The sequence below is a fragment of the Nocardioides antri genome, assembly GCF_008373765.1.
GTDB classification, from domain to species: Bacteria; Actinomycetota; Actinomycetes; order Propionibacteriales; family Nocardioidaceae; genus Nocardioides; species Nocardioides antri.
In genome coordinates this window covers 13,772-39,335 of sequence record NZ_VUJW01000008.1, presented here as the reverse complement: position 1 = coordinate 39,335, position 25,564 = coordinate 13,772, and the positions used below count along the sequence as shown (strand labels likewise).

General features: G+C 72.7%; 24 protein-coding genes, 1 other RNA gene and 1 riboswitch. Of the genes, 5 read left to right on the top strand and 20 right to left on the bottom strand.

Features of this window, described 5'->3' with window-relative positions; translation table 11 throughout:
• Nucleotides 1–60: 60 nt before the first annotated feature.
• The 5 genes from F0U47_RS13335 to F0U47_RS13315 are packed head-to-tail and all read right to left on the bottom strand — an operon-like array spanning nucleotide 61 to nucleotide 4,772.
• Nucleotides 61–1,569: a flavin-containing monooxygenase gene (locus F0U47_RS13335; RefSeq protein ID WP_149750970.1), complete on the bottom strand. Its 1,509-nt coding sequence runs from the start codon at nucleotides 1,567–1,569 to the stop codon at nucleotides 61–63.
• Complete coding sequence (locus F0U47_RS13330) at nucleotides 1,566–2,015, bottom strand: NAD(P)/FAD-dependent oxidoreductase (protein WP_149750969.1); 450 nt, start codon at nucleotides 2,013–2,015, stop codon at nucleotides 1,566–1,568. The genes F0U47_RS13335 and F0U47_RS13330 overlap by 4 nt, the downstream gene beginning before the upstream one ends.
• Nucleotides 2,012–2,941 (bottom strand): ferritin-like domain-containing protein, encoded by a 930-nt coding sequence (locus F0U47_RS13325; protein ID WP_149750968.1) that lies wholly within the window; start codon nucleotides 2,939–2,941, stop codon nucleotides 2,012–2,014. Before F0U47_RS13325 ends, F0U47_RS13330 begins: the two co-directional genes overlap by 4 nt.
• Nucleotides 2,938–3,774: an SDR family NAD(P)-dependent oxidoreductase gene (locus F0U47_RS13320; protein WP_149750967.1), complete on the bottom strand. Its 837-nt coding sequence runs from the start codon at nucleotides 3,772–3,774 to the stop codon at nucleotides 2,938–2,940. The genes F0U47_RS13325 and F0U47_RS13320 overlap by 4 nt, the downstream gene beginning before the upstream one ends.
• Nucleotides 3,771–4,772: an alpha/beta hydrolase gene (locus F0U47_RS13315; protein WP_149750966.1), complete on the bottom strand. Its 1,002-nt coding sequence runs from the start codon at nucleotides 4,770–4,772 to the stop codon at nucleotides 3,771–3,773. The genes F0U47_RS13320 and F0U47_RS13315 overlap by 4 nt, the downstream gene beginning before the upstream one ends.
• A 45-nt stretch (nucleotides 4,773–4,817) precedes the next feature.
• On the opposite strand from F0U47_RS13315, the gene F0U47_RS13310 reads away from it, so the two are divergent.
• The gene (locus tag F0U47_RS13310; protein WP_149750965.1) at nucleotides 4,818–5,462 is read left to right on the top strand and encodes a TetR/AcrR family transcriptional regulator; all 645 of its coding nucleotides are present in this window, start codon (nucleotides 4,818–4,820) and stop codon (nucleotides 5,460–5,462) included.
• Here the strand turns inward: F0U47_RS13310 and treZ are convergent.
• The 7 genes from treZ to F0U47_RS13275 all read right to left on the bottom strand — a co-directional run bounded on the left by treZ (nucleotide 5,446) and on the right by F0U47_RS13275 (nucleotide 14,567).
• A complete protein-coding gene (gene treZ / locus F0U47_RS13305; RefSeq protein WP_149750964.1) occupies nucleotides 5,446–7,173 on the bottom strand; it encodes a malto-oligosyltrehalose trehalohydrolase in 1,728 nt (575 codons plus the stop codon). The two genes, F0U47_RS13310 and treZ, sit on opposite strands and share 17 nt — an antisense overlap.
• Nucleotides 7,170–9,524 carry a malto-oligosyltrehalose synthase gene (treY, locus tag F0U47_RS13300; RefSeq protein WP_149750963.1) on the bottom strand — a complete coding sequence of 785 codons (2,355 nt, stop codon included), beginning with the start codon at nucleotides 9,522–9,524 and terminating at the stop codon, nucleotides 7,170–7,172. Before treY ends, treZ begins: the two co-directional genes overlap by 4 nt.
• On the bottom strand, nucleotides 9,521–11,695 hold the full coding sequence (gene glgX / locus F0U47_RS13295; protein WP_149751193.1) for a glycogen debranching protein GlgX: 2,175 nt from the start codon (nucleotides 11,693–11,695) through the stop codon (nucleotides 9,521–9,523). The genes treY and glgX overlap by 4 nt, the downstream gene beginning before the upstream one ends.
• A 116-nt stretch (nucleotides 11,696–11,811) precedes the next feature.
• A complete protein-coding gene (gene fadD1 / locus F0U47_RS13290; RefSeq protein WP_149750962.1) occupies nucleotides 11,812–13,392 on the bottom strand; it encodes a fatty-acid--CoA ligase FadD1 in 1,581 nt (526 codons plus the stop codon).
• A 2-nt stretch (nucleotides 13,393–13,394) separates the two neighbouring features.
• Complete coding sequence (locus tag F0U47_RS13285) at nucleotides 13,395–13,703, bottom strand: hypothetical protein (protein WP_149750961.1); 309 nt, start codon at nucleotides 13,701–13,703, stop codon at nucleotides 13,395–13,397.
• A 4-nt stretch (nucleotides 13,704–13,707) separates the two neighbouring features.
• The gene (locus F0U47_RS13280) at nucleotides 13,708–13,890 is read right to left on the bottom strand and encodes a hypothetical protein (protein WP_149750960.1); all 183 of its coding nucleotides are present in this window, start codon (nucleotides 13,888–13,890) and stop codon (nucleotides 13,708–13,710) included.
• Nucleotides 13,891–14,138: 248 nt separating this feature from the next.
• A complete protein-coding gene (locus F0U47_RS13275; protein WP_149750959.1) occupies nucleotides 14,139–14,567 on the bottom strand; it encodes a tetratricopeptide repeat protein in 429 nt (142 codons plus the stop codon).
• Nucleotides 14,568–14,640: 73 nt separating this feature from the next.
• Between F0U47_RS13275 and rnpB the strand changes: the two genes are divergently transcribed.
• Nucleotides 14,641–15,008, top strand: an RNA gene (rnpB, locus tag F0U47_RS13270) — RNase P RNA component class A.
• A gap of 23 nt (nucleotides 15,009–15,031) precedes the next feature.
• Here the strand turns inward: rnpB and F0U47_RS13265 are convergent.
• Nucleotides 15,032–15,496 carry a hypothetical protein gene (locus F0U47_RS13265; protein ID WP_149750958.1) on the bottom strand — a complete coding sequence of 155 codons (465 nt, stop codon included), beginning with the start codon at nucleotides 15,494–15,496 and terminating at the stop codon, nucleotides 15,032–15,034.
• A 67-nt stretch (nucleotides 15,497–15,563) separates the two neighbouring features.
• The gene (locus tag F0U47_RS13260) at nucleotides 15,564–16,100 is read right to left on the bottom strand and encodes a 2'-5' RNA ligase family protein (protein ID WP_246159617.1); all 537 of its coding nucleotides are present in this window, start codon (nucleotides 16,098–16,100) and stop codon (nucleotides 15,564–15,566) included.
• 240 nt (nucleotides 16,101–16,340) lie between these two features.
• Here F0U47_RS13260 and cobT point away from each other — a divergent pair, with 240 nt between their 5' ends.
• Together cobT and F0U47_RS13250 are read left to right on the top strand one after the other, a co-directional pair.
• Nucleotides 16,341–17,399 (top strand): nicotinate-nucleotide--dimethylbenzimidazole phosphoribosyltransferase, encoded by a 1,059-nt coding sequence (cobT, locus tag F0U47_RS13255; RefSeq protein WP_149750957.1) that lies wholly within the window; start codon nucleotides 16,341–16,343, stop codon nucleotides 17,397–17,399.
• Nucleotides 17,400–17,403: 4 nt separating this feature from the next.
• On the top strand, nucleotides 17,404–18,174 hold the full coding sequence (locus F0U47_RS13250; RefSeq protein WP_246159616.1) for an adenosylcobinamide-GDP ribazoletransferase: 771 nt from the start codon (nucleotides 17,404–17,406) through the stop codon (nucleotides 18,172–18,174).
• Here the strand turns inward: F0U47_RS13250 and cobU are convergent.
• Together cobU and F0U47_RS13240 are read right to left on the bottom strand one after the other, a co-directional pair.
• Complete coding sequence (gene cobU / locus F0U47_RS13245) at nucleotides 18,171–18,728, bottom strand: bifunctional adenosylcobinamide kinase/adenosylcobinamide-phosphate guanylyltransferase (protein ID WP_149750956.1); 558 nt, start codon at nucleotides 18,726–18,728, stop codon at nucleotides 18,171–18,173. The genes F0U47_RS13250 and cobU overlap by 4 nt on opposite strands.
• The gene (locus F0U47_RS13240; RefSeq protein ID WP_149750955.1) at nucleotides 18,721–20,157 is read right to left on the bottom strand and encodes an RNB domain-containing ribonuclease; all 1,437 of its coding nucleotides are present in this window, start codon (nucleotides 20,155–20,157) and stop codon (nucleotides 18,721–18,723) included. Before F0U47_RS13240 ends, cobU begins: the two co-directional genes overlap by 8 nt.
• Before the next feature lie 114 nt (nucleotides 20,158–20,271).
• On the opposite strand from F0U47_RS13240, the gene yaaA reads away from it, so the two are divergent.
• The gene (gene yaaA / locus F0U47_RS13235; protein ID WP_149750954.1) at nucleotides 20,272–21,051 is read left to right on the top strand and encodes a peroxide stress protein YaaA; all 780 of its coding nucleotides are present in this window, start codon (nucleotides 20,272–20,274) and stop codon (nucleotides 21,049–21,051) included.
• Between the two features lie 12 nt (nucleotides 21,052–21,063).
• Here the strand turns inward: yaaA and F0U47_RS13230 are convergent, their stop codons facing one another.
• The 4 genes from F0U47_RS13230 to F0U47_RS13215 form a co-directional block, all read right to left on the bottom strand.
• Nucleotides 21,064–22,089 carry a molybdopterin-dependent oxidoreductase gene (locus F0U47_RS13230; protein WP_149750953.1) on the bottom strand — a complete coding sequence of 342 codons (1,026 nt, stop codon included), beginning with the start codon at nucleotides 22,087–22,089 and terminating at the stop codon, nucleotides 21,064–21,066.
• Nucleotides 22,090–22,166: 77 nt separating this feature from the next.
• A complete protein-coding gene (locus F0U47_RS13225; protein ID WP_246159615.1) occupies nucleotides 22,167–23,402 on the bottom strand; it encodes a bifunctional RNase H/acid phosphatase in 1,236 nt (411 codons plus the stop codon).
• 1 nt (nucleotide 23,403) lies between these two features.
• Nucleotides 23,404–24,147 carry a zinc ribbon domain-containing protein gene (locus tag F0U47_RS13220; protein ID WP_149750951.1) on the bottom strand — a complete coding sequence of 248 codons (744 nt, stop codon included), beginning with the start codon at nucleotides 24,145–24,147 and terminating at the stop codon, nucleotides 23,404–23,406.
• Nucleotides 24,148–24,160: 13 nt separating this feature from the next.
• Nucleotides 24,161–25,279, bottom strand: a complete 1,119-nt coding sequence (locus F0U47_RS13215) for a Nif3-like dinuclear metal center hexameric protein (protein ID WP_149750950.1) — start codon at nucleotides 25,277–25,279, stop codon at nucleotides 24,161–24,163.
• A 41-nt stretch (nucleotides 25,280–25,320) separates the two neighbouring features.
• A riboswitch (cobalamin riboswitch) is annotated at nucleotides 25,321–25,515 on the top strand.
• The last annotated feature ends 49 nt before the right edge of the window (nucleotides 25,516–25,564 follow it).

Sequence of the window (25,564 nt, the reverse complement as noted above, 5' to 3'; positions counted from 1 at the left end):
CTCGACGTTACGGAGTCCGGGTGCGGCATTGCCAACCGGAACCGCCGACCGTGCGCCTTCTCACACCGGGGTTTGAGACTCGAAGCGATAGTCATCGAGGTCGAACCGGCTGCTCGTCCACATCGTCGCGAGCGTGGGCGAGGGCCGGAACGGCACGTCGCCGTGGGCGTCGAAGTAGTAGCTGTTGGCGGTCGCGCACGACGGCTGGAAGAAGACCTGGTGCCGGCGACGACCGAGGACCTTCTCGAAGTACCGGTCGTTGGCCTCGGCGGTGACCTCGACCCGGGTCGTGCCGGTCCGTCGGGCCTGCCGCAGGCAGCGGACGATGTGGGCCATCTGGGTCTCGATGAGGTTGAAGTACGACGACCCGTTGTAGCCGTAGGGGCCGAGGATGGTGAAGAAGTTCGGGAAGCCCGGGACGCTGACGCCCTGGTAGGCCTGGAACCGGTGCTCCTCCCACCACGACTCGAGGTCCACTCCCCCGACGCCGGTGACGGAGAACGGCGGCATGTTGCCCTTCTCGAACACCTTGAACCCGGTGGCCAGAACGAGCACGTCCGCCTCGTGCTCGGCGCCCTCGACGGTCCGGACGCCGGTCGGCGTGATCCGCTCGATCGGGCTCGTCTCGAGCAGGACGTTGCTGCGGTTGAACGCCGGCAGGTAGTCGTTCGAGAAGCTCGGCCGCTTGCAGCCCAGTGCGTACGACGGCGTCAGCTTCTCGCGCACCTCCGGGTCCTCGACCGCCCGGCGGAGGTGGGTGAGCCCGATCCGCTCCCCCACGCCGGCGACCGGGACGACGTTGTGGAAGTGGGCGGCCAGCGGGAAGGTCAGCTCCACGAAGGTCTGGCTGACCAGCCGGCTGGCGCGCTTCGCGCCCGGGACGCGCAGGGCGAGGCGGGCCGGCAGCGGCAGCGCCGAGTCCAGCTTGGGCAGGCACCAGATCGGCGTCCGCTGGAACACCGTCAGGTGCTCGACCTCGCGGGCGACGGACGGGATGACCTGCACCGCCGAAGCGCCGGTGCCGATGACCGCGACCCGCTTGCCGGCGAGGTCCACGTCGTGGTCCCAGCGGGCGGTGTGCATGACCGTGCCGGCGTAGTCGTGGATGCCGTCGATCTCCGGCGGCTTCGGCTGGGTGAGCACCCCGGTCGCGCCGACGATGTGCCGGGCGGTGAGCTCCCCGGTCCCGGAGCCTGTCGACGGGTCGGACGTCCCGAGGCGCCACAGGTCGTGGTCCTCGTCGAACGCCGCCGAGGTGACCCGGGTGTTGAGCCGGGTGCGGCGGCGGACGTCGTACTTGTCGACGCAGTGCTCGGCGTAGCGCTTCAGCTCCCGGCCGGGCGCGTAGATCCGGGACCACCCGGCCTGCTGCTCGAACGAGAACTGGTAGCTGAACGACGGGATGTCGACCGCCACCCCTGGATAGGTGTTCCAGTGCCAGGCGCCGCCGACGCCGTCTCCCTCCTCCACCATCAGGTAGTCGTCGAAGCCCGCCTTGTCGAGCAGGATCGCCGCGCCGATGCCGGAGAAGCCGCCGCCGATGATGACGACGTCGTGGTCGGGAGTCATGCCGCCTTCGCCTTTCCGAGAGGGTTCGCAGTGATGAGCACGTCGAGGCGGTGCTCGATGCCCTCGGCCGTCCGGACGCCGTGCTCGACGATGGCGTACACCGGCCAGGCGACGAGCTTGCAGTGCGGCTGCTCGAGCGCACGGTAGTAGGAGGGGCTCACGACCACCTCGCGGCTGCCGAAGCGGCCGGGGGTGAGCAGGCGACGGGTCCACGCGTCCCTGACGGCCATCCGGAGGTGCAGCCGGGCCAGGCTCACCACCGGCCCCACCCTCGGGACCGCCACGGGCACGACCCACACGGGCGAGTCCTGGAACACCTTCACCGCGCGTGCGGACCCGACGACGGCCGGCACGATCCGGGCGGCCTGGTCGGGAGGCACGAGCACGCCGACACTCAGCCCGGTGAGGTCGAACGCGCGCCACTCGTCGCCGTACAGGATCTTCACGACGCGACCGGCTCGTGGGTGACCTCGTCGACCCAGGTCTGCGGCCTGCCGAGGATCCGCGCCGGTACGAACGACGTGACCTTCACCATCGGGTCCGCGAGCAGCCGGTGGTAGGGGTGGGAGCGGTCGATGACCATCGCGGCCTGGGCCTTGAGCACGTGGTAGGCCGGGATCCGGTGGGTGTACTCGCCCCGTCCGCCGATCGTGCGGAACCGCTTCACCGCGTTGTAGAGCTTCTGCTCTGGCAGGCCCATCGCGACGATGTTGTCGCGCATCTTGTTGATCAGCGGCACGAAGACCACGATCAGCCCGAGCACGACCTGCGGCTTGAGGTTGCTCGCCGACTCGACGAGCAGCCGGTGCATCGGACCGGCGCCGATCAGCTCCAGCACCTGGAAGTCGACGGTGATGTGGCGCGCCTCGTCGGAGTTGATGTGCCGGAAGACCTCGTGGCAGACCGGGTCCGAGACCTCGTCGAGGAGGAACTTCACCAGCGCACCGTCGAGCGCACACTCCAGCAGCGGGATCAGGGTCGCGAGCGCCGAGAGCGGGAGCGAGTCTCCGAAGGCGTCGAGGGTCTTGATCGCGAGCTTCACGTTGATGTTGGGCTCGGGGATGCTGCCGTCCTCGTCGAGCATCCCCCACCGCTTCATGAGCGCGAGCTCGGCGTTGGCGTGCTTCTGCTCCTCGGCATGGAAGTACTCGTAGATCTCTCGAACCACCGGCGTCGGCGCCTTCCTGGCCAGGGACGCGAAGCCGCGGGCGCCGACGTGCTCGATCCACACGAGGTCCGCCAGGAACGGCTGCATCTTCGCGCGCAGCTCGTCGGTCATGGTCTCCGCCCCGGGCGCGTCCCATTCGATGTCGGCGAGCGACCACTGCTTGTCCTTGATCGTCTGCAGCATCGCGTCGAAGTCGTAGGTCATCGGTGCTCCTCGTGGGGTTCGGGGTCAGGTGCGAAGTGGCCCATCAGGCCGGCCATGCGGGCGTACGGCGCGGGCGCCAGCCGCTTGAGCCGCCACAGCGCCTTGGCGTCCAGCTGGGGGAGGACGTAGAGGCGGCCGCGGTCGTGGGCGTCGAGCGTCGTCCGGGCGACCCGCTCGGGCGAGAACCCGGTGACGCGGGCGATCCGCCGCGCCACCTGTGCCGCAGCCGGGTCGATCAGCTCACCGCCGAAGATGTTGGTGCGGACGAACGTCGGGCAGAGCACGGTCACGGCCACGCCGGTGCCCGCGAGCTCGGCCGCGAGCGTCTCGGAGAGGCTGACCACGCCGGCCTTGCTGACGTTGTAGGCCGCCATCCGTGGCGCTGCGGTGAACCCGGCGGCCGACGCGACGTTGATGATCCCGCCCCTGCCCTGCTCGCGGAGCAGCGGCACGAACACGTGGCACCCGTGGATGACGCCCCACAGGTTGACGCCCAGCGCGCGCTGCCAGTCGCCGAGCGGCGCCTCCCCGACCGGCAGGCCGCCGGCGCCGATGCCGGCGTTGTTGACCACCAGGTCGACCCGGCCGAGCCACGACCCGGCCGTCACCGACAGCCGGCGGACGTCGTCCTCCACCGCGACGTCGCACGCGACCGCGATCGCGTCGCCACCCGCCTGCTCGACGAGGAGCACGGTCTCCTTGGCCGTGGTCTCGTCGAGGTCCGCGCAGACCACCTGGCCCCCGCGCTTAGCCAGCTCGAGCGCGAAGGCGCGACCGATGCCGCTTCCTGCTCCGGTGACGACGGCGTGGGCTCTCGCCGTACGGCGGCTCATGCTCCCTCGAGGAGCTCGAACGAGCCGCGTCGCTCGACGGCGTCGAGCTCGGCGACCACGAAGTCCGCGGCCCGGGCGATCGCCAGGGCCGCCTCCGGCACCACCCGCGCGAGCGCCTGGAAGACGTGCATCTGCCCGGGCCACACCTCCAGCTCGCAGCGACCGCCGGCCTCCACGAGCGCACGCGCCAGCTCCTCGGCGTCGGCGGCCATCATCTCCCGGCCGCCGGCCTGGACGAGGGTCGGCGGGAAGGCGCCCGCGCCGTCGAACGAGAGCCTCAGCCGTGGCGCCGCGCGATCCTCCTCACCGAAGTAGAGGTCGAGCAGCCGCTGCGCCCGGGCAGCGGAGATCATCGGGTCCCGGCGCAGCCGCTCCCGTGCGGCAGCGAGCTCGAACGTCGGGTCGAAGAGCGGCGAGAACAGCGCGAGCACGGCGGGCGGCCGGGCTCCCTCCTGGAGCAGCTGCAGCGCGAGGTCCACGACGAGGTGGCCGCCTGCGGAGTCGCCGGCGAGCACGATCCGGCCGGGGTCGTGGCCCTCGGCGAGCAGCCACTCGTACGCCGCCCGCACGTCGTCGGCCGCCGAGGGGAAGCGGTGCCGCGGCGCCAGCCGGTAGTCGCAGGCGAAGACCGGCAGGCCGGTCGCCTGGCTCAGCCGGGTGGTGATGCCGCGGTGGGTGCGCGCCGAGCAGAGGGTGTAGGCGCTGCCGTGCACGTAGAGGATCACCGCGTCGTCGCGGCGCGCGCGGGGCCCGCGCACCCACTCCCCCCGCACGGACGGGCCGCGCGGCGTTGACCGGTCGACGCGGACGACCCGGCTGCCGGGAAGGCCCGGTCCGAGCACGGCCAGGCTGGTCGCGACGATCCGGCGGGCGACGAGGAGGCCGGGCCGGGTCGGTGGGACGACGGTCGTCAGGGGCCGGAGGGTGAGCGACGTCATCCGGGCCGCGGCGTGGCTCCTCAGGGAGGCTCGCGTCGGTGGCAGTTTCTGCTGGCGCATGCCATCAGATTGCATTCTGCGGGCAGGTGCCGTCAAGATGTTCCTGTGGAAGTCGCCAAGGTCTCCCGCCGGACGTACGGCGGCAAGAGCGCCGAGCAGCGGCGGAGCGAGCGCCGCGCGCAGCTCGTCAGCGCCGCGCTCGAGATCTGGCAGGAGCAGGGCTGGGCGGCGGTCACCATGCGCGGCGTCTGCGCGCAGGCCGGCCTGACCGACCGGTACTTCTACGAGAGCTTCGCCGACCGCGACGCCCTGCTCGGGACGGTGTGGGACCAGATGCGCGACGAGACTCTCGCGATGCTGCTGGGGGCGCTGGAGCCGGTCGCGGAGCAAGGCGCGCTCGAGCAGCTGCACGCGGCGCTCGACGCCGTCGTGCACCACATCGCGGACGAGCCGGCCCGCGCGCAGATCATCTTCGGCGACCACGCCGGCAGTGCCGTGCTGGAGCAGCGCCGGCGCGACACCGTGCAGATGGCGACCGACCTCATGATCGGCCTGGCGCGGCCCTACCTGCGGGTCGGCGTCGACGAGCAGGCGCTGCGCATCAACGTGCTGCTGGGGATCGGCGGCTTCGTCGAGCTGATGCTGGCCTGGCGGGACGGACTGGTGGAGGCCGGCACCGACGAGATCGTCGAGCGCCTGACCGAGGTGGCCGCCGCCCTGGGCGACCGCTTCCTCAGTCCGATGTCATGACGCCCGCTCCCGGGGGCAGCAGGACCTCCGACCGGGCCGGCCCGACCGGCACCGACTCGGTCGTGCTGAAGAGGACCTCGACGGCCGGCACCGGCCACTCCTGCTCGCCGAGGTTCAGGCGGATGGCGAGCCGGCCGCGGTGCAGGGTCAGCCGGCCCTCGGCCTCGTCGACCGTCGCGTGGCCGAACCGGGGGTCGGTCAGCTCCGGGTGCTCGCGCCGCAGGGCAGCCAGTCGCTGGTAGCCCGCGAGCACCTGTGCGTGCTGCCCGGTCGCGGCCTCCTCCCACTGCAGGACGCTGCGCTGGTACGTCGCGGGGTCCTGGGGGTCCAGGACCTCCTCGGGGTTCCAGCCCATCCGCTCGAACTCGGCGAGCCGGCCCTCGGCGGTGGCGACCGCGAGCTCCGGCTCCGGGTGCGACGTGAAGAACGCGAACGGCGTGCTGGCGGCCCACTCCTCCCCCTGGAAGAGCATGGGCGTGAACGGCGACCCCAGCGTCAGCAGCGCAGCGCAGAGGAGCAGGCTCGGATCGAGGTGCTCCGCCGTACGGTCGCCCCGCGCGCGGTTGCCGATCTGGTCGTGGTTCTGCGCGCACACCACCAGCCGCCAGGCCGGCATGTGCTCGGTGTCCACCGGTCGCCCGTGGGGCCGACCGCGGAAGCTGGAGTAGGTCCCGTCATGGAGGAACCCACGGTTGAGGACCTTCTCCAGGGCACCGAGCGGAGCGAAGTCGGCGTAGTAGCCCTCGGTCTCGCCGGTGAGGGCGCTGTGCACGGCGTGGTGGAAGTCGTCGCTCCACTGGGCGTCGAGGCCGTAGCCACCGCCCTCCCGCGGCGTCACCATCCGGGTGTCGTTGAGGTCGGACTCGGCGATGAGGGCGAGCGGCCGGTTGAGGTGCGTCGACAGGGCCTCGACCTCGCAGGCGAGCTCCTCGAGGAGGTGCATATCGGAGGTGTCCGCGAGGGCGTGCACCGCGTCGAGGCGGAGGCCGTCGACGTGGAAGTCGCGGAGCCACATCAGCGCGTTGTCGAGGATCAGCCGCCGGACCTCGGCCGATCCCTCCTCGTCGAGGTTGACGAGGTCGCCCCAGGTGTTGCGGCCCTCCTTGAGGTACGGGCCGAAGCGCGGGAGGTAGTTCCCCGACGGGCCGAGGTGGTTGTAGACGACGTCTTGGATCACGCCGATCCCCGCGCGGTGGCACGCGTCGACCAGGCGCTGGTAGGCGGCCGGCCCGCCGTACGGTTCGTGGACGGCGGACCAGAGCACCCCGTCGTAGCCCCAGTTGTGCACGCCGTTGAAGGCGTTCACCGGCATCAGCTCCACGAACCCGACGCCGAGCGAGGCGAGGTGGTCGAGCCGCTCGGCCACGCCGTCCAGCGTCCCGGCGGGGGTGAACGTCCCGACGTGCAGCTCGTAGACGGTTGCGCCGGCGAGCTGGCGTCCCGTCCACCCCTGGTCGGTCCAGGCGAAGCCGCCGGGGTCGAACGTCGCCGACCGCTCGTGCACCCCGTCGGGCTGGCGGCGCGACCGCGGGTCGGGCAGCGGCACCGGGTCGTCGTCGAGCAGGTACCCGTACGCGGTCCCGTCCGGGACCGGGCCCGGCTCTTCGGCCGGTGTCCACCAGCCGCCGGACGTCGGCGACATCGCGACGACCTCGTCGCCGAGGCTGAGGCGCACGCGGGACGCCCGCGGTGCCCACACGTCGAAGGTCATGCTTCCTCCCGCACCAGCAGAGCGACCGGCAGGGTGTCGAGCAGCTTGCCGACCGCGGCGTCGGCCGGGCGGTCCAGGAGCGCGTCGCGCCAGCGTCCGTCGGGCAGCTCCAACCTGGTGTCCCCCCAGCCACCGGCCTCGGCCAGTCCGAGCGGCAGCCGGGTCACGACGGTGATCACGCCGCCCCGGTCGAAGGCCAGCGCATGGTCTGCCGCGCTCCCCGTCGCGCGCACCGGGTCGTAGCGGACGAAGAGGTCGGGGCGCTCCCGGCGCAGTCGGAGCGCGGTGCGCACCACGTGCAGCTTGGCCCGGCCGATGTCCTCGGGCCCGGCCGGCCGGTCCGGCGTCGCGGTCTCGTCCAGCAGGGCACGGCGAAGCGTGAAGTCGACCGGCCGCCGGTTGTCGGGATCGACGAGGCTCTGCTCCCACAGCTCGCTTCCCTGGTAGACGTCCGGCACGCCGGGGACGGTCAGGCACAGCAGCTTGGCCGAGAGCGCGTTGCTCCAGCCCGGCCCGGCGAGCCGAGCCGCGGCACGGTCGAGGATCGACCGGAGGTCGGTGTCGTCGTAGGCCGCGTCGACGAGCGCGTGGACCGCCTTCTCGTACGCCGGGTCGGGGTCGGTCCAGGAGGTCCGCTCCCCCGCCTCGCGCATCGCCTTCTCCGCGTAGCCGTGCAGCCGGTCGCGCGAGATCGGCCAGGCGCCGACCGCCGCCTGCCACAACAGGTTCGCGAAGCCAGGGTCCGGTGCGGGGGCGGCCGCGAGCAGCGCGTCGACAGTCTCCTGCCACCATGCCGGGTCCTCGGCGAGGACGGAGATCCGGGCGCGCACGTCCTCGCTGCGCTTGGTGTCGTGGGTGCTGAGGGCCGTCATCGCCGCCGGCCTCGTCTCCTGCCGCCGCGCCATCGCGGCGTGGAAGTCGCCGGGACCGAGCGCGAAGTGGTCGGGGTCGGCGCCCACCTCGTTGAGCGAGGTGAGCCTGCTCCAGCGGTAGAACGCGCGGTCCTCGACCCCCTTCGCCATCACCATCCCGCTGGTCTGCTGGAACCGCAGGGACGGAGCACGCACACGATCCTCGAGCAGGGGCAGGACCACACCGAGCGCCTCGACCAGGTCGGGACGGTCCCGTCGGACCGCGTCGACCGCGGCGGCGAGGTCCTCGCGACCGTCGGGCAGGTAGCTGCGGTAGACACCGAACGCTGCCAGCAGCTCGACAAGGACCGCCTCGACGTCGGCCCGCCAGCGCTCGTCCGGATCGAGGGCGAGCTCGCGGGCCAGCTCACGGGCGATGCGGCGTACCTCCGCGTTGAGGATGGTCTCGGCAACGTGCCGCTTGTTGTCGCGGACGAGGTCCGGCCAGGGCGGCACGCCGTCGCGCAGCCGGTCGTCCAGCGCACCGAGGGCAGCCTCCCCGGCGGGGTCCACCAGGACCCGGTCGATGAGCGCCAGCGCGTCGTAGCCGGTCGTGCCGGCCGTCTGCCAGCGTTCGGGAAGCTCCTCCCCCGGCTCCAGGATCTTCTCGACGACCACCCAGGCCGAGTCGGTGAGACCGGCCAGGTCGTCGAGGTACGCCGCCGGGTGGCGGAGGCCGTCCGGGTGGTCGACCCGGAGCCCGTCGACGAGTCCCTCGCGGAACCAGCGGCCGATCTCCGCGTGCGTGGCCTCGAAGACGTCGCGGTCCTCGATGCGTACGCCGGCGAGGGTGTTGACCGCGAAGAACCGGCGGTAGTTGAGGTGCTGGTCGGCCGCCCGCCAGCCCACCAGCCGGTAGTGCTGCCGGTCGTGGACGACCTGCGGGTCGTCGCTGTCGCCGTCCCTGCCGGGGGCGAGGGGGAACCGGTGGTCGTGGTAGCCGAGCATCCCGTCGACGAGGTGCAGGTTGCCGATCGGGCCGCTCTCGTCGGCCAGGTCGTCGTCACCGACGACCGGGATCAGCACCTTGCCGTCGCCGGCGACCCAGTCGACGTCGAAGAAGGGTGCGAAGCGCGAGTCGCGACCGTGCTGGAGGAGGTCCCACCACCAGCCGTTGGTCGCCGGGCTCTCGATCCCGACGTGGTTGGGGACGATGTCGACGACGATCCCGATGCCGCGCCGGTGCGCCTCGGCCGACAGCCGGGCCAGCGCCTCCGGTCCGCCGCGGGCGGGGTCGATCCGGGTCGGGTCGACCACGTCGTAGCCGTGGGTGCTGCCGGGGTGCGCCTCGAGGAGCGGGGACAGGTAGAGCCAGCCCACGCCGAGGTCGTCGAGGTACGGCAGCAGCGCGAGCGCCGCGTCGAGGTCGAAGTCCTCGGTGATCTGCAGCCGGTAGGTGCTGGACGGGACCGGTGGAACACGGCCGGGCACCGGGCTCATGCGTCGGCCGCCATCGAGGCGACCGAGGCGGCCGGGCTCATGTCGACCTCGGCGGGCTGCTCGTGCCACTGGCGCAGCACCACAACGCTGCGGTAGGGCAGGTCGAAGGTGGTGCCGGCGTCGAGAGCCGCGTCGGCGTCGCACTCGCCGGTCGTGTCCAGCACGATCTGCCACCTCGCGGCGTACTCCGCGTCCGGCAGGGTCACCGACACGGCGTCCCCGGCGTTGAAGAGGATCAGGAAGTGGTCGTCCCTGATCGGCTGGCCCCGCCGGTCGCGGCCGGCGATCCCGTCGCCGTTGAGGTACATGCCCAGCGTCCGCTGGCCGCCGTCCCAGTCCTCGACCTCCATCGGCCGGCCGTCCGGGTGCAGCCACACGATGTCGTTGAGCCGTCCGCCCTCGGCGGTGCGGACCGTCGTGCCCGTGAAGAACCGCTGCCGCCGCAGCGACGGGTGCTCGCGGCGCAGCTGGGTGAGCTCGGCGACGAACTCGCAGAGCGGACGGTCGACGCGTTCCCAGTCGACCCAGCTCAGCGGTGAGTCCTGGGCGTAGGTGTTGTTGTTGCCCTGCTGGGTCCGGCCGAGCTCGTCACCGTGGAGCACCATCGGGACGCCCTGGCTCAGCAGCAGCGTGGCGAGCAGGTTGCGCTGGTCCCGGGCGCGCACGCCGTTCACGACCGGGTCGTCGGTCGGGCCCTCGACCCCGTGGTTCCAGGAGCGGTTGTCGTCGGCGCCGTCGCGGCCGTCCTCGCCGTTGGCCTCGTTGTGCTTCTGCTCGTAGGAGACCAGGTCGCGCAGCGTGAACCCGTCGTGGGCGGTGACGAAGTTGATGCTCGCGACCGGCCGGCGGCCGGAGTGCTCGTAGAGGTCGGAGGACCCGGCGATCCGGCTCGCGAACCCGCCGAGGTTCGGCTCGCCGCGCCAGAAGTCGCGGACCGTGTCCCGGTAGGCGCCGTTCCACTCGGTCCACTGGGGCGGGAAGTTCCCGACCTGGTAGCCGCCCGGCCCGACGTCCCACGGCTCCGCGATCAGCTTGACCTGGCTGACCACGGGGTCCTGCTGGACCAGCTCGAAGAACGTGGCCAGCCGGTCGACGTCGTAGAACTCCCGGGCCAGCGCCGAGGCGAGGTCGAAGCGGAAGCCGTCGACGTGCATCTCGGTGACCCAGTAGCGCAGCGAGTCCATGATCAGCTGGAGCGAGTGGGGGTTGCCGACGTTGAGGGTGTTCCCGGTGCCGGTGTAGTCCATGTAGTACTGGCGGTCGTCGTCGACCAGCCGGTAGTACGCCGGGTTGTCGATGCCCCGGAAGCTCAGCGTGGGGCCGAGGTGGTTGCCCTCGGCGGTGTGGTTGTAGACGACGTCGAGGATGACCTCGATGCCGGCGTCGTGGAGCGCGCGCACCATCGCCTTGAACTCCTGGACCTGCTGGCCCGGCACGGTGGTGGCACCGGCGTACTCGTCGTGGGGCGCGAAGAACCCGATCGTGTTGTAGCCCCAGTAGTTGCGCAGCCCCTTCTGCAGCAGCACGTCGTCGTGGACGAACTGGTGCACCGGCATCAGCTCGACGGCGGTGACGCCCAGCTTCTGCAGGTGCTCGACGACCGACTCGTGGGCGAGCCCGGCGTACGTCCCGCGCAGGCTCTCCGGCACGCCGGGGTGGGTCGCCGTCAAGCCCTTGACGTGCGCCTCGTAGATCACGGTCTCGGCGTACGGCGTGCGCGGCGGCCGGTCACCCTCCCAGTCGAAGTAGGGGTTGATGACCACGCCGAGCATCGTCCGGTCACCGGAGTCCTCGTCGTTGCGCGAGCCCGGGTCGTCGAACTGGTAGCCGAACAGCGACTGGTCCCAGTCGACCTGCCCGAGCGTCGCCTTGGCGTAGGGGTCGAGCAGCAGCTTGTTGGGGTTGCAGCGCATCCCCTGCGCGGGGTCCCACGGCCCGTGGACGCGGTAGCCGTAGCACTGCCCGGGCTGGACCTCGGGAAGGTAGGCGTGCCAGACGTACCCGTCGACCTCGGTCAGCTCGACCCGGGTCTCGGTGCGCTCACCGGAGTCGGCCACGTCGACCAGGCACAGCTCGACCCGCTCTGCGATCTCGCTGTACAGCGTGAAGTTCGTGCCGCTGCCGTCGAACGTCGCCCCCAGGGGGTACGCCGACCCCGGCCACGTCTCCACCACTGTCCAGCCCCTCTCTACGCCTCGGGCCGATCGCCCGGAGGTCCGCTCGGCACCTGGTACCCCGATCCCGGGGTTTCGTCCTCCCCGCCCACCACTGGGCCGGGTCGTCTATGTCACGTCGCCGCCGCGTAGCTGCGGCCGCGCTCGGCGCGCTCCCACAGCGGGTCCGTGACCTGGGTGCCCTCCTGGACCAGGGCGCGCTTGAGCACCTTGTTGGTCGCGGTGCTGGGCAACGCGTCGAGGATCCGCACGAACCGGGGCCAGGCCTTGGGCGACAGGTCCGGCTGGGCGGCGAGGAACTCCGCGAAGTCGTCCGGCTCGAGCACCGCGTCGTCACGCAGCACGAGCGCGACCATCAACTGGTCTCCCCCGGCGGGGTCCGGCACGCCGTACGCCGCGACCTGGCTGATGGCGTCGTGCCGCAGCAGCAGTCGCTCGACGGGAGCGGCCGCGAGGTTCTCGCCGTCGACGCGGAGCCAGTCCGCCGTGCGACCGGCGAGGTAGACGAACCCGTCCTGGTCCCGGTAGGCGAGGTCGCCCGACCAGTACATCCCGTCCTGCATCCGCTCCTGCGTGGCCTCCGGGTCGTTGTAGTAGCCCGAGAAGAACCCCGCGCCGGTGGTGTTGACGAGCTCCCCGACCGCCTGGTCGAGGTTGGTGACGCGTCCGTGCTCGTCGAACACGGCGCGCGGGCACTCGGTGCGCGTCTCGCGGTCGTAGACGGCCACGCCCTCCAGCGGCATCCCGATCGACCCCGGCGGGGTCTCGGGCACCCGGGTGACGACGACGGCGTTCTCGGTCGAGCCGAAGCCGTCCCACACCACGCAACCGAACCGCCGGCCGAACTCGGCGATGTCGCGGTCCGTCGCCTCGTTGCCGAACGCCACCCGGAGCGGGTTGTCCGCGTCGTCGGGCCGCTCCGGCGTCGCCAGCACGTAGGCCAGCGGCTTCCCGACGTAGTTGAGGTAGGTCGCGCCGTACCGGCGGATGTCGTCGAGGAAGGAGCTCGCGCTGAACCGCCGCGCCAGGGCAAGCGTGGCGCCCGCCGCGACCGCGGGGCCGAAGCCGGAGGCGACGGCGTTGCTGTGGAACAGAGGCATCGAGCAGTAGCAGACGTCCGAGCCGGTGAGCGAGAACCGCTCCGCCAGCATGGTGCCGGCGGCGACCACCATGAAGTGCGAGACCTGGACCGCCTTCGGGTCGCCGCTGGTGCCCGACGTGAAGATGAGCATGAACGTGTCGGCCGCCCCGCGCTCCGGGAAGCCCTCGACCCCGGTCTCGGCGTCGGCGGCCAGCGCCGCCCACTCGGGGCGGTCGGTGTCGATGACCGGGATCCCGCCGAGGTCCAGGCCGTCGAGCAGCGGGAGGTGCTCGCCGTCGGTCAGCAGGACCGTGCAGTCGGCGCGTCGTACGTCGGCGGCCAGCGCGGCGCCGCGCCGGGTCGCGTTGACGCCGACCGTGACGTGGCCACCGATCGCGCCGGCCGCGATCGCCATCGCCATCTCCGGAGTGTTCTCCAGGAGGACCCCGACGTGGAGCGGAGCGCCCTCGACCGCCATCGACCGCAGCACCCTGGCCCGCGCGGCCGACTCGGCGACGTACTCCCGCCAGGTCCACGTGCGGTCCTCGAACGCGAGGCCGGGCGCGTCGTCGGCTGCCCGGGCGAGCAGCAGGTCGCGGACGGTCTCCGGCACGGCTACGCGTTCCAGCCGAAGGCGAGGGCTCCGCCGACCAGCAGGCAGAACCACAGCGGGTAGGACAGGACGCCGATCCACACCAGTCGCTTCGGGTGCGGCGACCACCACACGCAACAGAGAACGAAGAGAACGAGCCAGATCAGCACCATGACGACAACGCCCCACCAGGGAGCGACCAGGCCGCTCGCGGCGTAGAGGAAGAACGAGGAGACGGTCAGGATCATCCCGAGGAACGGGGTGAACGAGACCGCGCCGCGGGGTCCGTCGGCGACCGGTTTGATCCGGCGCCGGCGCTCGAAGGCAGCCAAGCTCTTACTTGTCCTCGACGTCGTCGTTCCAGACCGGGTCCTCGTCCCAGGCCTCGGTGCGCTCGGCGGCGCGCTCCAGCGCGCGGGCTGCCTCGGCCTCGGTGTCGTAGGGCCCGAGCCGGTCCTTGTTGGGACAGCCCTCCTCGGGCTCGACAGCGTGGTGCTTGAGGCAGAACCAGTACGCCATGGGTCGAACCTACAGCGTGCGGCGCGACTGCTCCGGACCGGCCGACGTCGGCCGCGCGCCGTGGTCAGTCCCGCCGGTGCCGGTGGATCTCGATGCCCGTGTGGCTCGTGGTCGACCGGCCGCAGGTGACCACCGTGCCGGTGTCGCTGTGGGCGCAGTCCTGGGTCACGAGCGCGTCGGTGCCCGGGCCGGAGTCGACGGAATGGCGACCGCGGCTGCGGCGAGGGCGGCACGCTTCGTGTCGCCAACTATGCCTGGGGAAGGTCCCCCGCGAGCCGCTCCACGCGGAGGACGGCGAGCTCGTGCTCGACGTCGCCGCTCATGGCCGCCGCCAGCCGGAGGTGCGGGAGCGCCTCCCGGTGCCGGGACTGCCGCTCGAGGGCGCGGCCGAGCGCGTGCTGCGCCCAGGCGTCGGAGGGGTCCTCCTCGACCAGCTCGGCGAGCTCGTCGGAGGCCTTCACCAGCTGCGCCCGCATCAGGTAGGCCCAGGCGCGCAGCAGCCGCAGGCCGCGGTTCGACGGCTCCTGCTCGAGCGCCGGCTCCAGCACCTTCAGTGCCTCGCTCGGCGCGCGCCGCTCGAGCAGGTCGTGGGCGGTGCGGTAGGCGCTCTCCGGACGTGCGGTCGTCCCGGGGAAGACGATCCCCGGCGCCTGCAGCGGGAAGTCCGACTGGCTCATGGGTGACTCCAACTCTTGCACGCGGGCGGTGATTCCGTCGTACCACCGCCGGAAGCACTACGCTGGCCGTGGACGGGCCGACCGGGTGACCGCGTGACGCGCCCCTGGAGACAGGGACGGGTCCCGAGGAAAGTCCGGGCTCCACAGAGCAGGGTGGTGGGTAACACCCACCCGGAGTGATCCGCGGGACAGTGCCACAGAGAACAGACCGCCTCATCCCCTCCAGGGATGAGGTAAGGGTGAAACGGTGGGGTAAGAGCCCACCAGCGCCCCGGGCGACCGGGACGGCTCGGCAAACCCCACCCGGAGCAAGGCCAGACAGTGTGCGCCCGAGGGCTGCTCGCCCGAGCACACGGGTAGGCCGCTGGAGGTCGCCGGCAACGGCGGCCGTAGATGGATGGTCACCGACGACAGAACCCGGCTTACAGGTCGGCCCGTCCCCCACCCTCTCCCCGCGCGGCAGCTCAGCTGCAGAACGAGGAGACGTACACGTCGACCCGCCTGACGCCGTTGGCGTCGCGGACGACATGGATCCGCTGCTCGAGCACGGTGCCGGCCATCGGCCCGCTTCCGGCCAGGCGGATCCGGCCCAGCAGCTGCTGCGTGCGTACGGCGCCCGCGGGCTCGACCTCGACCTCGCTGAACTTGCTGAACTTGTTGTAGCGGTAGCGATCCGCGCCGACGGTGAGCGTCCCGACGGTCCGCTCGATGAAGGTCGAGCTGTAGGGACCGCCCTCGGCGCCGGTCGACCGCGAGGTCAGGAAGACCCGGCCCGTCAGCGACGCGGGCACGTCGCAGACCGCGAAGTCGGCGTACTCCACGTCGTAGCGCACCGGCTCGGCGGGTCGCGCCGACGCGGTCCCGCCTCCCCACAGGCCGGCGACGGCGACGGCGAACGAGGTGACGGACAGGGTGATGAGTCGACGCATGGCAATGCCCTCCCACAGTGCTCAATGTTCGTTGAAATTGTAACTACCGTGGATCCGGCCGGGGCGGTTATCGGAGAAGTCGTCCGAGCTTCCAGTCGGCGAGCACGTGGCAGCTGCCCTCCTCGTACCAGTGCAGCTCCAGCCGGTCGGCCCGGCAGGCCGCCGGCAGCACCCCGGCGAGGAGCGCGCGGGTGGTGGCGACCGTGACGGTGGCGGAGCTGTGGTCGAGGGTGACGTGCGGCGCGACGTCGTACTCCCCCTGGTAGGGCGGGCACTGCGGGAACGCCTCCCACAGGGCGTGGGTCAGCGCGGCGAACGGCTCTGCCGGCTCGGGTGGCACGTGGAGGCAGCCGTTGGGGAAGGCCAGGACCTCACGCAGGACGTAGTCGAACGGCTCGGTCGCGTCGGCGATGGCGGCGACCCGGTCGAGGTCGGCAGCCGTCGGCTGCGGGAGGTACGGCGCCAGCGCCGTCACGTGGGCATGGGTGAACGAGGGATCCCGGGCGACCCAGCCGGGCTCGTAGTGCTCCCAGCGACCCCGGACGAACGGCTCCAGCTCCGGCACCGGGACCACCAGGACGGAGTGCCCTCGCCGGTTGCTCACGGCCACAGCCTCCCAGAGCCGGCTCAGGTCCTGGAAATGGACTGACGCGTGTGGTCGGCAAGGACCCGGGTAACGATCCTCAGGGTGATGAGCAATGACAACGAACGTTCCGGAGATGGACGAGTCCGCTGAGGCAGCGGAGTCCGCGGGCATCATGATGCTCCTCACGATCCTGGCGATCCTCTCCGCGGTGGTGCTGCTCTTCGCGTGACGCCGGAGGCAGGGCGATAGGTTCCCCCCATGGCCGATCGCCCCTCCACGACCGGAGCCTCCGTTCTCCCGCCCGACCCCGCCGTCGCCGCCGCCGCGGCGGAACGGCTGGCCGGGCTGGCAACGCCCGCAGGTGCGCTCGGGCGGCTCGGCGACCTCGCCGTCTGGCTGGCCGCGGCGCAGGGTCAGGTGCCGCCGGCACCGCTGACGGACGTCCGGCTGGTGATCTTCGCCGGCGACCACGGCGTCGCGCGGCACGGCGTGTCGGCGTACCCGCCCGAGATCACCGGCGCCATGGTGCGCACCTTCGTCAAGGGGTTGGCGGGCGTCTCGGCGCTCTCCGCCGCCCACGGCGTCCGGGTGCGGGTGCTCGACCTCGGGGTCGACGACGACCTCGAGGGCGTGCCGGCGGAGGTCCGGGCCCGGAAGGTGCGACGGAGCAGCGGCGCGATCCACCTCGAGGACGCCCTCACCCCCGACGAGACCCGGCAGGCGATCGAGGCGGGCCGCGCTGTCGCCGACGAGGAGATCGACGCCGGCGGCCAGCTCTTGCTGAGCGGCGACATGGGCATCGGCAACACCACCCCGGCGGCCGCTCTCGTCGCCGCCGCCCTCGGGATCCCGGCCACCGAGGTGACCGGCCGCGGGACCGGCATCGACGACGCGACCTGGGCCCGCAAGGTGGCGATCGTGCAGCAGGCCCTCGACCGGGCGGGCGACCGCGTCCTCGACCCCGTCGACACGCTCACCGCGCTCGGGAGCGCGGACCTGGCGGGGACCACGGGCTACCTGGCGCAGGCCGCCGCGCGCGGGGTGCCGGTGCTGCTCGACGGCCTGATGTCGGTCGCCTGCGCGCTCACAGCGGACCGGATGGCGCCGGGCGCCGCGGCGTGGTTCGCCGCCGGCCACCGGTCGACCGAGCCCGCCCAGGCGCTGGCCCTCGCGAAGCTCGGCCTGGAGCCCGTGCTCGACCTCGGCCTGCGGCTCGGCGAGGGCTCCGGTGCGGTCGCCGCCGTGCCCGTCCTGCGCTCGGCGGTCGCCGTCCTGCGCGACGTCGCTCTGCTCGTCGACCTGCTGCCGCCCCAGTGAACCCGTGACCTCCGAGCCGGCCGTCGCCGGGCGCAGTCTGCGGCTGGCGCTCGGGATGCTGACGGCCGTCCCCGTGCCTGCGGTGCTGCGAGTGACGCCCGGCGTCGCCACCGGCGCCCTGCTCCTCGCGCCGCTTGCGGCGCTCCCCCTCGGCGCGGTGGTCGGCGCGATCCTGTGGGGCGGTGCGCAGACGACCGTGCCCGCGCTGGCGGTGGCCGTGGTCGCCCTCGGCGTCCTCGCGCTGGGCACCCGGGCGCTGCACCTCGACGGCCTGTCCGACGTCGCCGACGGGCTCACCGCGTCGTACGACCGCGAGCGGTCGCTGGCCGTCATGAAGAGCGGTACGGCGGGCCCGGCCGGCGTGGTCGCCATCGTGCTCGTGCTCGGGGCCCAGGCCGCGGCGCTCGCCACGTTCGTCGGCGACGTCCGGTCGGCCGTCGTCGCCGGCGCGGCCGTCTGCGCCTCGCGGGCCGCGCTCTGGATCACCTGCGCAACCGGCGTCCCGCCCGCCCGGCCGGACGGCCTCGGCTCGACCTTCACCGGACGGGTGCCGGGCTGGTGGACGCTGCTCGGCTGGGCCGGGCTGGCCGCCGCCGCGACCCTCGTGCACCCGTGGCGGGGTCCGCTCGCCGTCGGCCTTGCCGCGCTCGTCGTGATCCTGCTCGTGGGGCGCGCCGTGCGCCGGTTCGGCGGGGTCACCGGCGACGTCTACGGCGCGGCGATCGAGCTGGCGCTGCTGACCCTGCTGGTCGCCCTCGCCGGCGCCTGGACCTAGAGCCTCAGGACTCGCCCGGCGACGACCAGGTGCACCTCGTCGCACACCCCGGCGACCCGCTGGTTGACGGTGCCGAGGAGGTCGCGGAAGAGCCGGCCGGACCGGTGCTCGGGCACGACCCCCAGGCCGACCTCGTTGGTGACGAGGACGATCGGCGTGGTCGCGGCCCGGAGCGTGGCGACGACGCCGGTCGTGCGGGCGGCGACGTAGTCCTCGATCTCGGGGGACGGCGCCTCCCAGAGGCCGGCCTTGGCCAGGATCGCGTCGAGCCAGGTGCCGAGGCAGTCGACGAGCACGGGCCCGGTCGCCTCGGCGAGGGCCACGGCGACGTCGCTGGTCTCGACGGTCGTCCAGGTGTCCGGTCGGCGCTCGCGGTGCCGCGCGACGCGGGCGTGCCAGTCGGCGTCGTCGTAGGTCGGTCCGGCGGCGACGTACGTCGTGGTCGGCTCGCCGGCGAGGAGGGACTCCGCGTGCAGCGACTTCCCGGACCGGACGCCGCCGGTGACGAGGACCAGGCCACTCCGCTGGTCGAGCTTGTCGAGACCCTCAGCCAAGGCGGAGCTCCACCTTGCGGGTCGCCAGGTCGGCGGTCACCAGCCGCACCCTGACGTGGGTGCCGAGCGGGAGCTCGCCGTCACCGACGACGGGCGCCTCGACGCCGATCTCGGACAGGACGACGACGCCCTTGCTGTGGTCGTCCTCGTGGACGCTGGTGATCACACCGGCGAACTCCTCCCCGACCCGTCCCGCGAGCAGACCCGCCTCGATCACGTCGAGCACCGCCCGCTCGTAGGACCCGGCGCGGCGCGCGGAGTCCTCCAGCGTCCTCGGCAGGTCGGGCAGCGCGGTCAGGACCCAGTCGGGCACGGGGTGACCGGCGCACAGCGCGAGGCAGACCTCGCCGGCGTAGCGGTCGCCGAGGCGGCGGAGCGGCGCGGTGACGTGGGCGTAGGGGGCCGCGATCGCGGCGTGCTGGGGCTGGGCCGGCAGCTCCCCGTCGAACGCGGCGTAGCCGCTGCCACGCAGCAGCCGGGTGCAGGCCACGACCATCGCCTGGTGGGAGGGCTTGGTCGTGTCGAGGGAGCGGATGAAGGCGTCGTACGGCGTGCCGTCGGCCCACTCGATGCCGAGTCCCTTCGCGACCCGGTGCAGGCGCTCGACGTCGCGGGGGTCGGCCGGCGGGAGGGTGCGGAGGAGGCCGACCTTGCCGTCGATCATCAGCTGCGCCGCGGCCATCCCGGTCAGGAGCGAGATCTGCGCGTTCCAGAGCTCGACCGGCAGCTGCCGGCGGAGCTCGAGCCGGAAGTCCCCGTCGTCGCTGACGAGCACCTCCTGCTCGGGCAGCGGCAGGGAGATGCCGCCGCGCTCCTGCTCGTGCTGCTCGCGGAGCTGCCCGACCTCGCGCAGCAGCTGCAGCACCTCGCCGGCAGTGCCGTCCTCGAGCGCGGTCTGCGCGGCGGCGTACGTCCAGCGCTCGCGGGAGCGCACCAGGGCTCGCTCGACCGTGACGTCGGTGGGCGCGCCCGTCCGGTCGAGGGTGATCGACCAGAGCAGGGCCGGCCGGGTCTGGTCGGGCAGGAGCGAGGCGGCGCCCTCGGACAACGCGGGCGGGTGCAGCGGGATCCGGGTCTCGGCGCCGTAGAGCGTCTCTCCGCGGGTGTGGGCCTCGACGTCGACCGGGTCGCCCGGGCGGACGAACGCCGCGACGTCCGCGATGGCGTAGTGCACGAGGAACCCGTCGGCGGTGCGCTCGAGGTGGAGCGCCTGGTCGAGGTCCATCGAGCCTTCCGGGTCGATCGTCAGGAACGCGATGTCCGTCCGGTCGAGATCCGGCAGCGCCGGGTCGGCCGCCGCCCGCTCCGCCGCCTGCAGCACCTCGGGCGGGAACTCGGCCGGCAGCTCGAGCTCCTCCTCCACCTTCGCGAGGGCGGCCCGGAACGCCTCGGAGCTCGTCTCGACGCGGACCACGAGGTTGCTCGGCATGCCCCCGACCCTAACCGGGCCGCAGCCTGTCGAAACCGCGAGGCGGAGCCGATCTGCGTTCACCTTCCGCTCATCCGCTGGACCAGCGGCGTTGGCCCACTAGGGTGGGTCCCGATGTTGATCCTGCTGCCGCCGAGCGAGGGCAAAGCCGCTCCGGGCCGGGGCCGACCGCTGGAGCTGGGGGCCCTGTCGCTGCCGTCGTTGACGCCCGCCCGGGAGCGAGTGCTCGACGCGCTGGTCGCCCTGTGCCGTGACCAGCCGGACCACGCCGCGACCGTGCTCGGCCTGTCCCGGACCCAGCTCGACCTGATCCAGCGCAACGCGACGCTGGCCGACGCGCCGACGGCGCGCGCCGACCAGATCTACGACGGCGTGCTCTACGAGGCCCTCGGGCTCGACTCGCTCTCCCCCACCGCGAAGCGACGCGCCGCCTCCCGGCTGGCGATCACGTCCAGCCTGTTCGGGCTGGTGCGCGTCGGCGACCGGATCCCGGCGTACCGGCTCTCCGGCGACGCGACCGTGCCCGGCCTCGGCCCGGTGGCCGGGCTGTGGCGCGAGTCGCTCGGGCCCGCCGTCACCGACGCGATGGGCAAGGGCCTCCTGGTCGACCTGCGGTCGAGCATGTACGCCGGGTTCTGGCGCCCGCCCGCCGAGCTCGCCCCGCGGGTTGCAACCGTCCGCGTCCTCCACGAGGTCGCCGGCCGGCGCCAGGTGGTGAGCCACTTCAACAAGGCGACGAAGGGCCGCCTGGTTCGGGACCTGCTCGAGGACGGCCGCGATCCGCGGACGCCCGGCGCGCTGGCCGACGTCCTCACCGACCTCGGCTGGAAGGTCGAGGTCGCGGAGGAGACCAAGAAGGGCACGCAGCTCGACGTCGTGGTGACCGAGGTCTAGCGCGACGGTCGCTCACTGCAGGGGGAACGGCGACTGGACCCATGCGGGGTCCGGCTCGACGCTCACCTGCGAGACCCACTTGACCCACCAGAACCCTCGGCGGCCGGGGACGACCAGCCTGACGGGCGCTCCGTGGCCGGGCGAGAGCGGGATGCCGCCGACGTGGGTGGCGAGCAGCAGCGACCCGACGTCCTCCGGTGCGAAGCGCCGGCTGTAGCCGGTCACGGAGCGGATCAGGACCGACCCGCTTTCGAGCGGCCCGAGCAAGGTCTCCAGCCGGATCCCCCGCCACGTCTGCTCGGCCCACCACCCGCCGGTGCAGTCCAGGACCACCGTCTCGGTCGCCTCGACCATCGCGAGCAGGTCGACGTAGCGGAGCCGTCGGGCCTCCGCGTCGGGCCGCACGACCGCCAGCTCGTAGGAGTCCGGGTCGATGCCGGGCACGTCGTCGGTGAACCACTGGGTGACCGGCATCGCGGACGGCACGCCGGACCCGACCTCGTAGGACCCGGTCCCGCGGCGCCGGGCGCCGGGGAGACCGACGACCGAGGAGACGGTCTCCACCGCGCCGTACGCGAGGGCGGCGAAGCCGCCGACCGCGATCGCCCGCAACGCCGTACGCCGGGACAGGTCGGCCGCCCGCAGTCGCTGCGGGCGGCGGATCACATGGCCGACTGCCAGCGGCACTGCGGTGACCGCGGCGCCGACGTGGATGTCGAGCGCGCTGACGCCGGCCACCTCGAGCGGACCGATCGTTGCGTGCGCCACGCCGGCCAGCAGGCTGACCACGACGACGACCGCGAAGGCGATGGCGAGCGCATGGGGGCGGCGCCGACGCAGTCCCCCGCGCACGATCACGCTCTTCCACGGCGCGAGCACGAGGATCGCGAGACCCAGGACGCCGTGGGCGACGCTCACGATCCTGGACTCGGGCGAGCCTTCGGTCCCGAAGGCCACCAGACCGGTGACGAACGCCCCCGTGAGCAGCACGAGGAGCGCCACATTGGTCCGCCGGCTCGGCCGGGGCGAAACGCCCACGCCTCCAGTGTGCATCGATCGTGCGCGGCCGTCCGCGGGGAGCGACCGGTCCGTCGTGGCGGGCGTCCGGGGCTAGGTCACCAACGACCGGTGTCGAGCAGGGTCCTGTCCCCCGGCGGCAGCGCGTTGTAGAGCCGCAGCGAGCCCCGGCGGGCCGTGCCCTCCGGAGCGGACGGGTCGGGGAAGAACGAGAGGACCGTCACCGAGGCGGGGCTCAGCTCCATCTTGAACACGGCGTCGAGCGGCGCACCGAGCACGCTCGCGACGAGGGTCTTGATCGGCGTGACATGGCTGACCACCACCACCGTGCGCCCCGCGTGCTGCTCCAGGACCCGGTCGAGGCCGGCCAGGACCCGCGTCTCGACGGTCCGGAACGACTCCCCGCCCGGCGGCGCGGCGTCGAGGTCCCCCAGCCACGCATCGAGACTCTCCTTGTGCTTCTCCGCCACCTCGACGAAGGACAGCCCGTCCCAGGCGCCGAACTCCATCTCGGCGAAGCCGGGCTCCTCCTCGACCGGCAGCCCGAGCTCGGCGGCCACGATCTCGGCCGACTCGCGGGTACGCCGCACCGGTGAGCAGACCACGGCGTCGATCCGGTCCTTGAGCTCCACCAGCCATCCGGCCGCGGCCCGCACCTGCGCGCGGCCCTCGTCGCTCAGGCCTGGGTTGTCGCCACCGAGCCCGCCGGAGAACCGCCGGCCGGAGGTGTGCGCGGTGACGCCGTGGCGCAGCAGCACGAGGGTCGTCGGCGCGCCCGCGGCCTCCTCCGCCCGCTTGCCCGCGACCTCCTCCACGACGGCGGGGTCGGGGCTCTCGATCTCCTCGATCAGCGACTCGGGCTCGTCCGGCTCGCGGTCCGCTGCCGACCCTGCGGCCACGGTGACCCCGTCCCGCTTGCCGTCGAGCGCCTCGTTGGCGAGCCGGTCGGCGTGCTTGTTCTGCTCGCGCGGCACCCAGGTGTAGGTCGTGCCGAACGGCGCGAGGCGGTTGGCCTCCATCGCCAGCGGGCGCATGTCAGGGTGCTTGATCTTCCACCGGCCGCTCATCTGCTCGACGACCAGCTTCGAGTCCATCCGGACCTCGATGTCGGCGCCGGGGGCGTAGAGCTCGGCGAGCCGGAGGCCGGCGATCAGCCCGGAGTACTCCGCGACGTTGTTGGTCGCGATGCCGAGCGTGCGGCCGTCCTCCGCGATGACCTCTCCGGTCTCGGCGTCCTTGAGCACGGCGCCGTACGCCGACGGCCCGGGGTTGCCGCGGGAGCCGCCGTCGGCCTCGATGACGACCGACCGCGGACCGGCGGGGCGGTCCGCCACCTCAGAGCCCGCTCTCGCTGGTGCGGACCAGGATCCGCTGGCACTGCTCGCAGCGGACGACCTCATCCTCCGCCTTGCCGCGGATCCCGGAGAGCTCGGCGGCGTCGAGGCTCATCATGCAGCCGCTGCACTGGCGGGCCCGGAGCTCGGCCGCGCCGACGCCGTTCTTGTTCTCCCGCAGGCGCTCGTAGAGCGCGAGGAGGTCGTCGGGCAGTGCCGCCACGAGAGGTGCGCGTTCGCCCGCGATCCGCTGCAGGTCGGCGTCGATCTCGGCGTACCGGCCGTCCCGGGCCTCGGTAAGCGACGCCAGCTTCTCCTCGGTCTCGGCGAGGTCGGTGCGCATGGCGGCGAGCTCGGTCTGGGCGGCCTCGAGGTCCTCCATGACCTCGAGCTCCTCGTCCTCCAGCGTCACGATGCGGCGCTCGAGCGAAGCGAGCTCGTGCTGCATCCGCTCGAGGTCCTTCGGGTTGCTGATCAGCCCCTGGTCCATCCGGTCCTGGTCGCGCTTGCGGCGTGCCTTCACCTGCTCCACGTCGGCATCGGCCTTCTTCTGCGCAGCAGTGAGGTCGTCGACGACGATCTGCTGGTCGCGGGACCGGCCCAGCACGTCGGACCGGCGGACGGTCAGCGTGGCGATCTCGGCGTTCTCGGGCAGGTGCGCCCGCTGGTGCCGCAGCTTGTCGGCCGCCGCGTCGAGCTTCTGGAGGTCGAGCAGCTTCAGCTGGGCATCGGGGTCGGCCTTCATAGGCCCCTCTCTCTCATAGGCACAGTGTCCAGGGATCGGTGCACACCGTGCTCACCCGGGTGTCGACGTCGTTGCCGAGCGCCTTCTCCAGGCGGGCGGCGACCACGGGCAACCAGGTCCACTCGGCCGCCCAGTGGGCGACGTCGACCAGGGCCGGGCCGTTCTTCTCCACGAACTCCGCCGCCGGGTGGTGCCGCAGGTCGCTGGTCACATAGACGTCGACGTCCGAATCCGCGACCCGGTCCAGCAGGAAGTCCCCGGCGCCGCCGCACACGGCGACCTTCCGGATCATCCGATCCGGGTCGCCGGCGACGCGCACGCCGTGGTGGGTCTTCGGGAGCGCGGCGGCGACGCTCTCGGCGAACTCAGAGAGGGTCGCCGGCGCCAGGGTCCCGACCCGGCCGATGCCGGTCGTGACCGTGCCGGGGTCGGCGAGCTCGACGACGTCGTACGCCGGCTCCTCGTAGGGGTGGGCAGCCAGCATCGCCTCGACGACCTGCCGGCGCAGGTGGCGGGCGAGGACGACCTCGATCCGCACCTCCGCGACCGTCTCGATCTCACCGACGGTGCCGATCATCGGGTTCGCCCCCTCGAGCGGCCGGAACCGGCCCTCGCCCTGGCTGCTGAAGGACGCGAAGTCGTAGTCGCCGATCCGGCCGGCGCCGGCCTCCGCGAGCGCCGCGCGCACCGGCGGTGCGGCGTCGGTCGGCACGAAGACGGTGAGCTTGTCGACCGGCTCGCCCACTGCGGGGACGAGGGGCTCGAGGTCGGTGAGGCCGAGAGCCGTCGCCATCGCCTCGGAGACGCCGTTGACCGCCTGGTCGGCGTTCGTGTGGGCGGTCAGCAGGGCGCAGCCGGCGCCGGCGAGGGCGGCGAGGGTACGACCCTTCGGCGTGGTCGCCGGGAAGCCGTGGACCGGCTTGAGGAACAGCGGGTGGTGGACGACCAGCAGGTCGGCCTTCCAGTCGGCTGCCTCCTCGGCGACGGCCGGGGTCGGGTCGACGGCGAACATGACCTTCTTGACCGAGCGCTCCGGGTCGCCGTACACGAGGCCGACAGCGTCCCAGTCCTCGGCGGTCGCCGGGGGGTACCACTCATGGATCAGGGAGACGAGGTCCGCGAGCGTGGGCATGTCCGCCAACCTACTGGTGGCCCCGTGCGTCGCCGCGGGTTGGTACAGTCCGAAACGCCAGTCGACCTCCATGCAGATGGTGGTCAGGGAACCCGGTGAGAGTCCGGGACTGACGCGCAGCGGTGTGGGTGACGGGCGGGGCAAGAAGTCACTGGATCGAGCCTGTCGAGATCTGGGAAGGCGCTCCGTTCCGGGTGATCCCGAGTCCGAAGACCTGCTGGCCCTTGCGGTAGCCGCCGCGAGGTCATCCGCGGGCGACGCGCAGAGCCCGAGACCTTGCGAGGA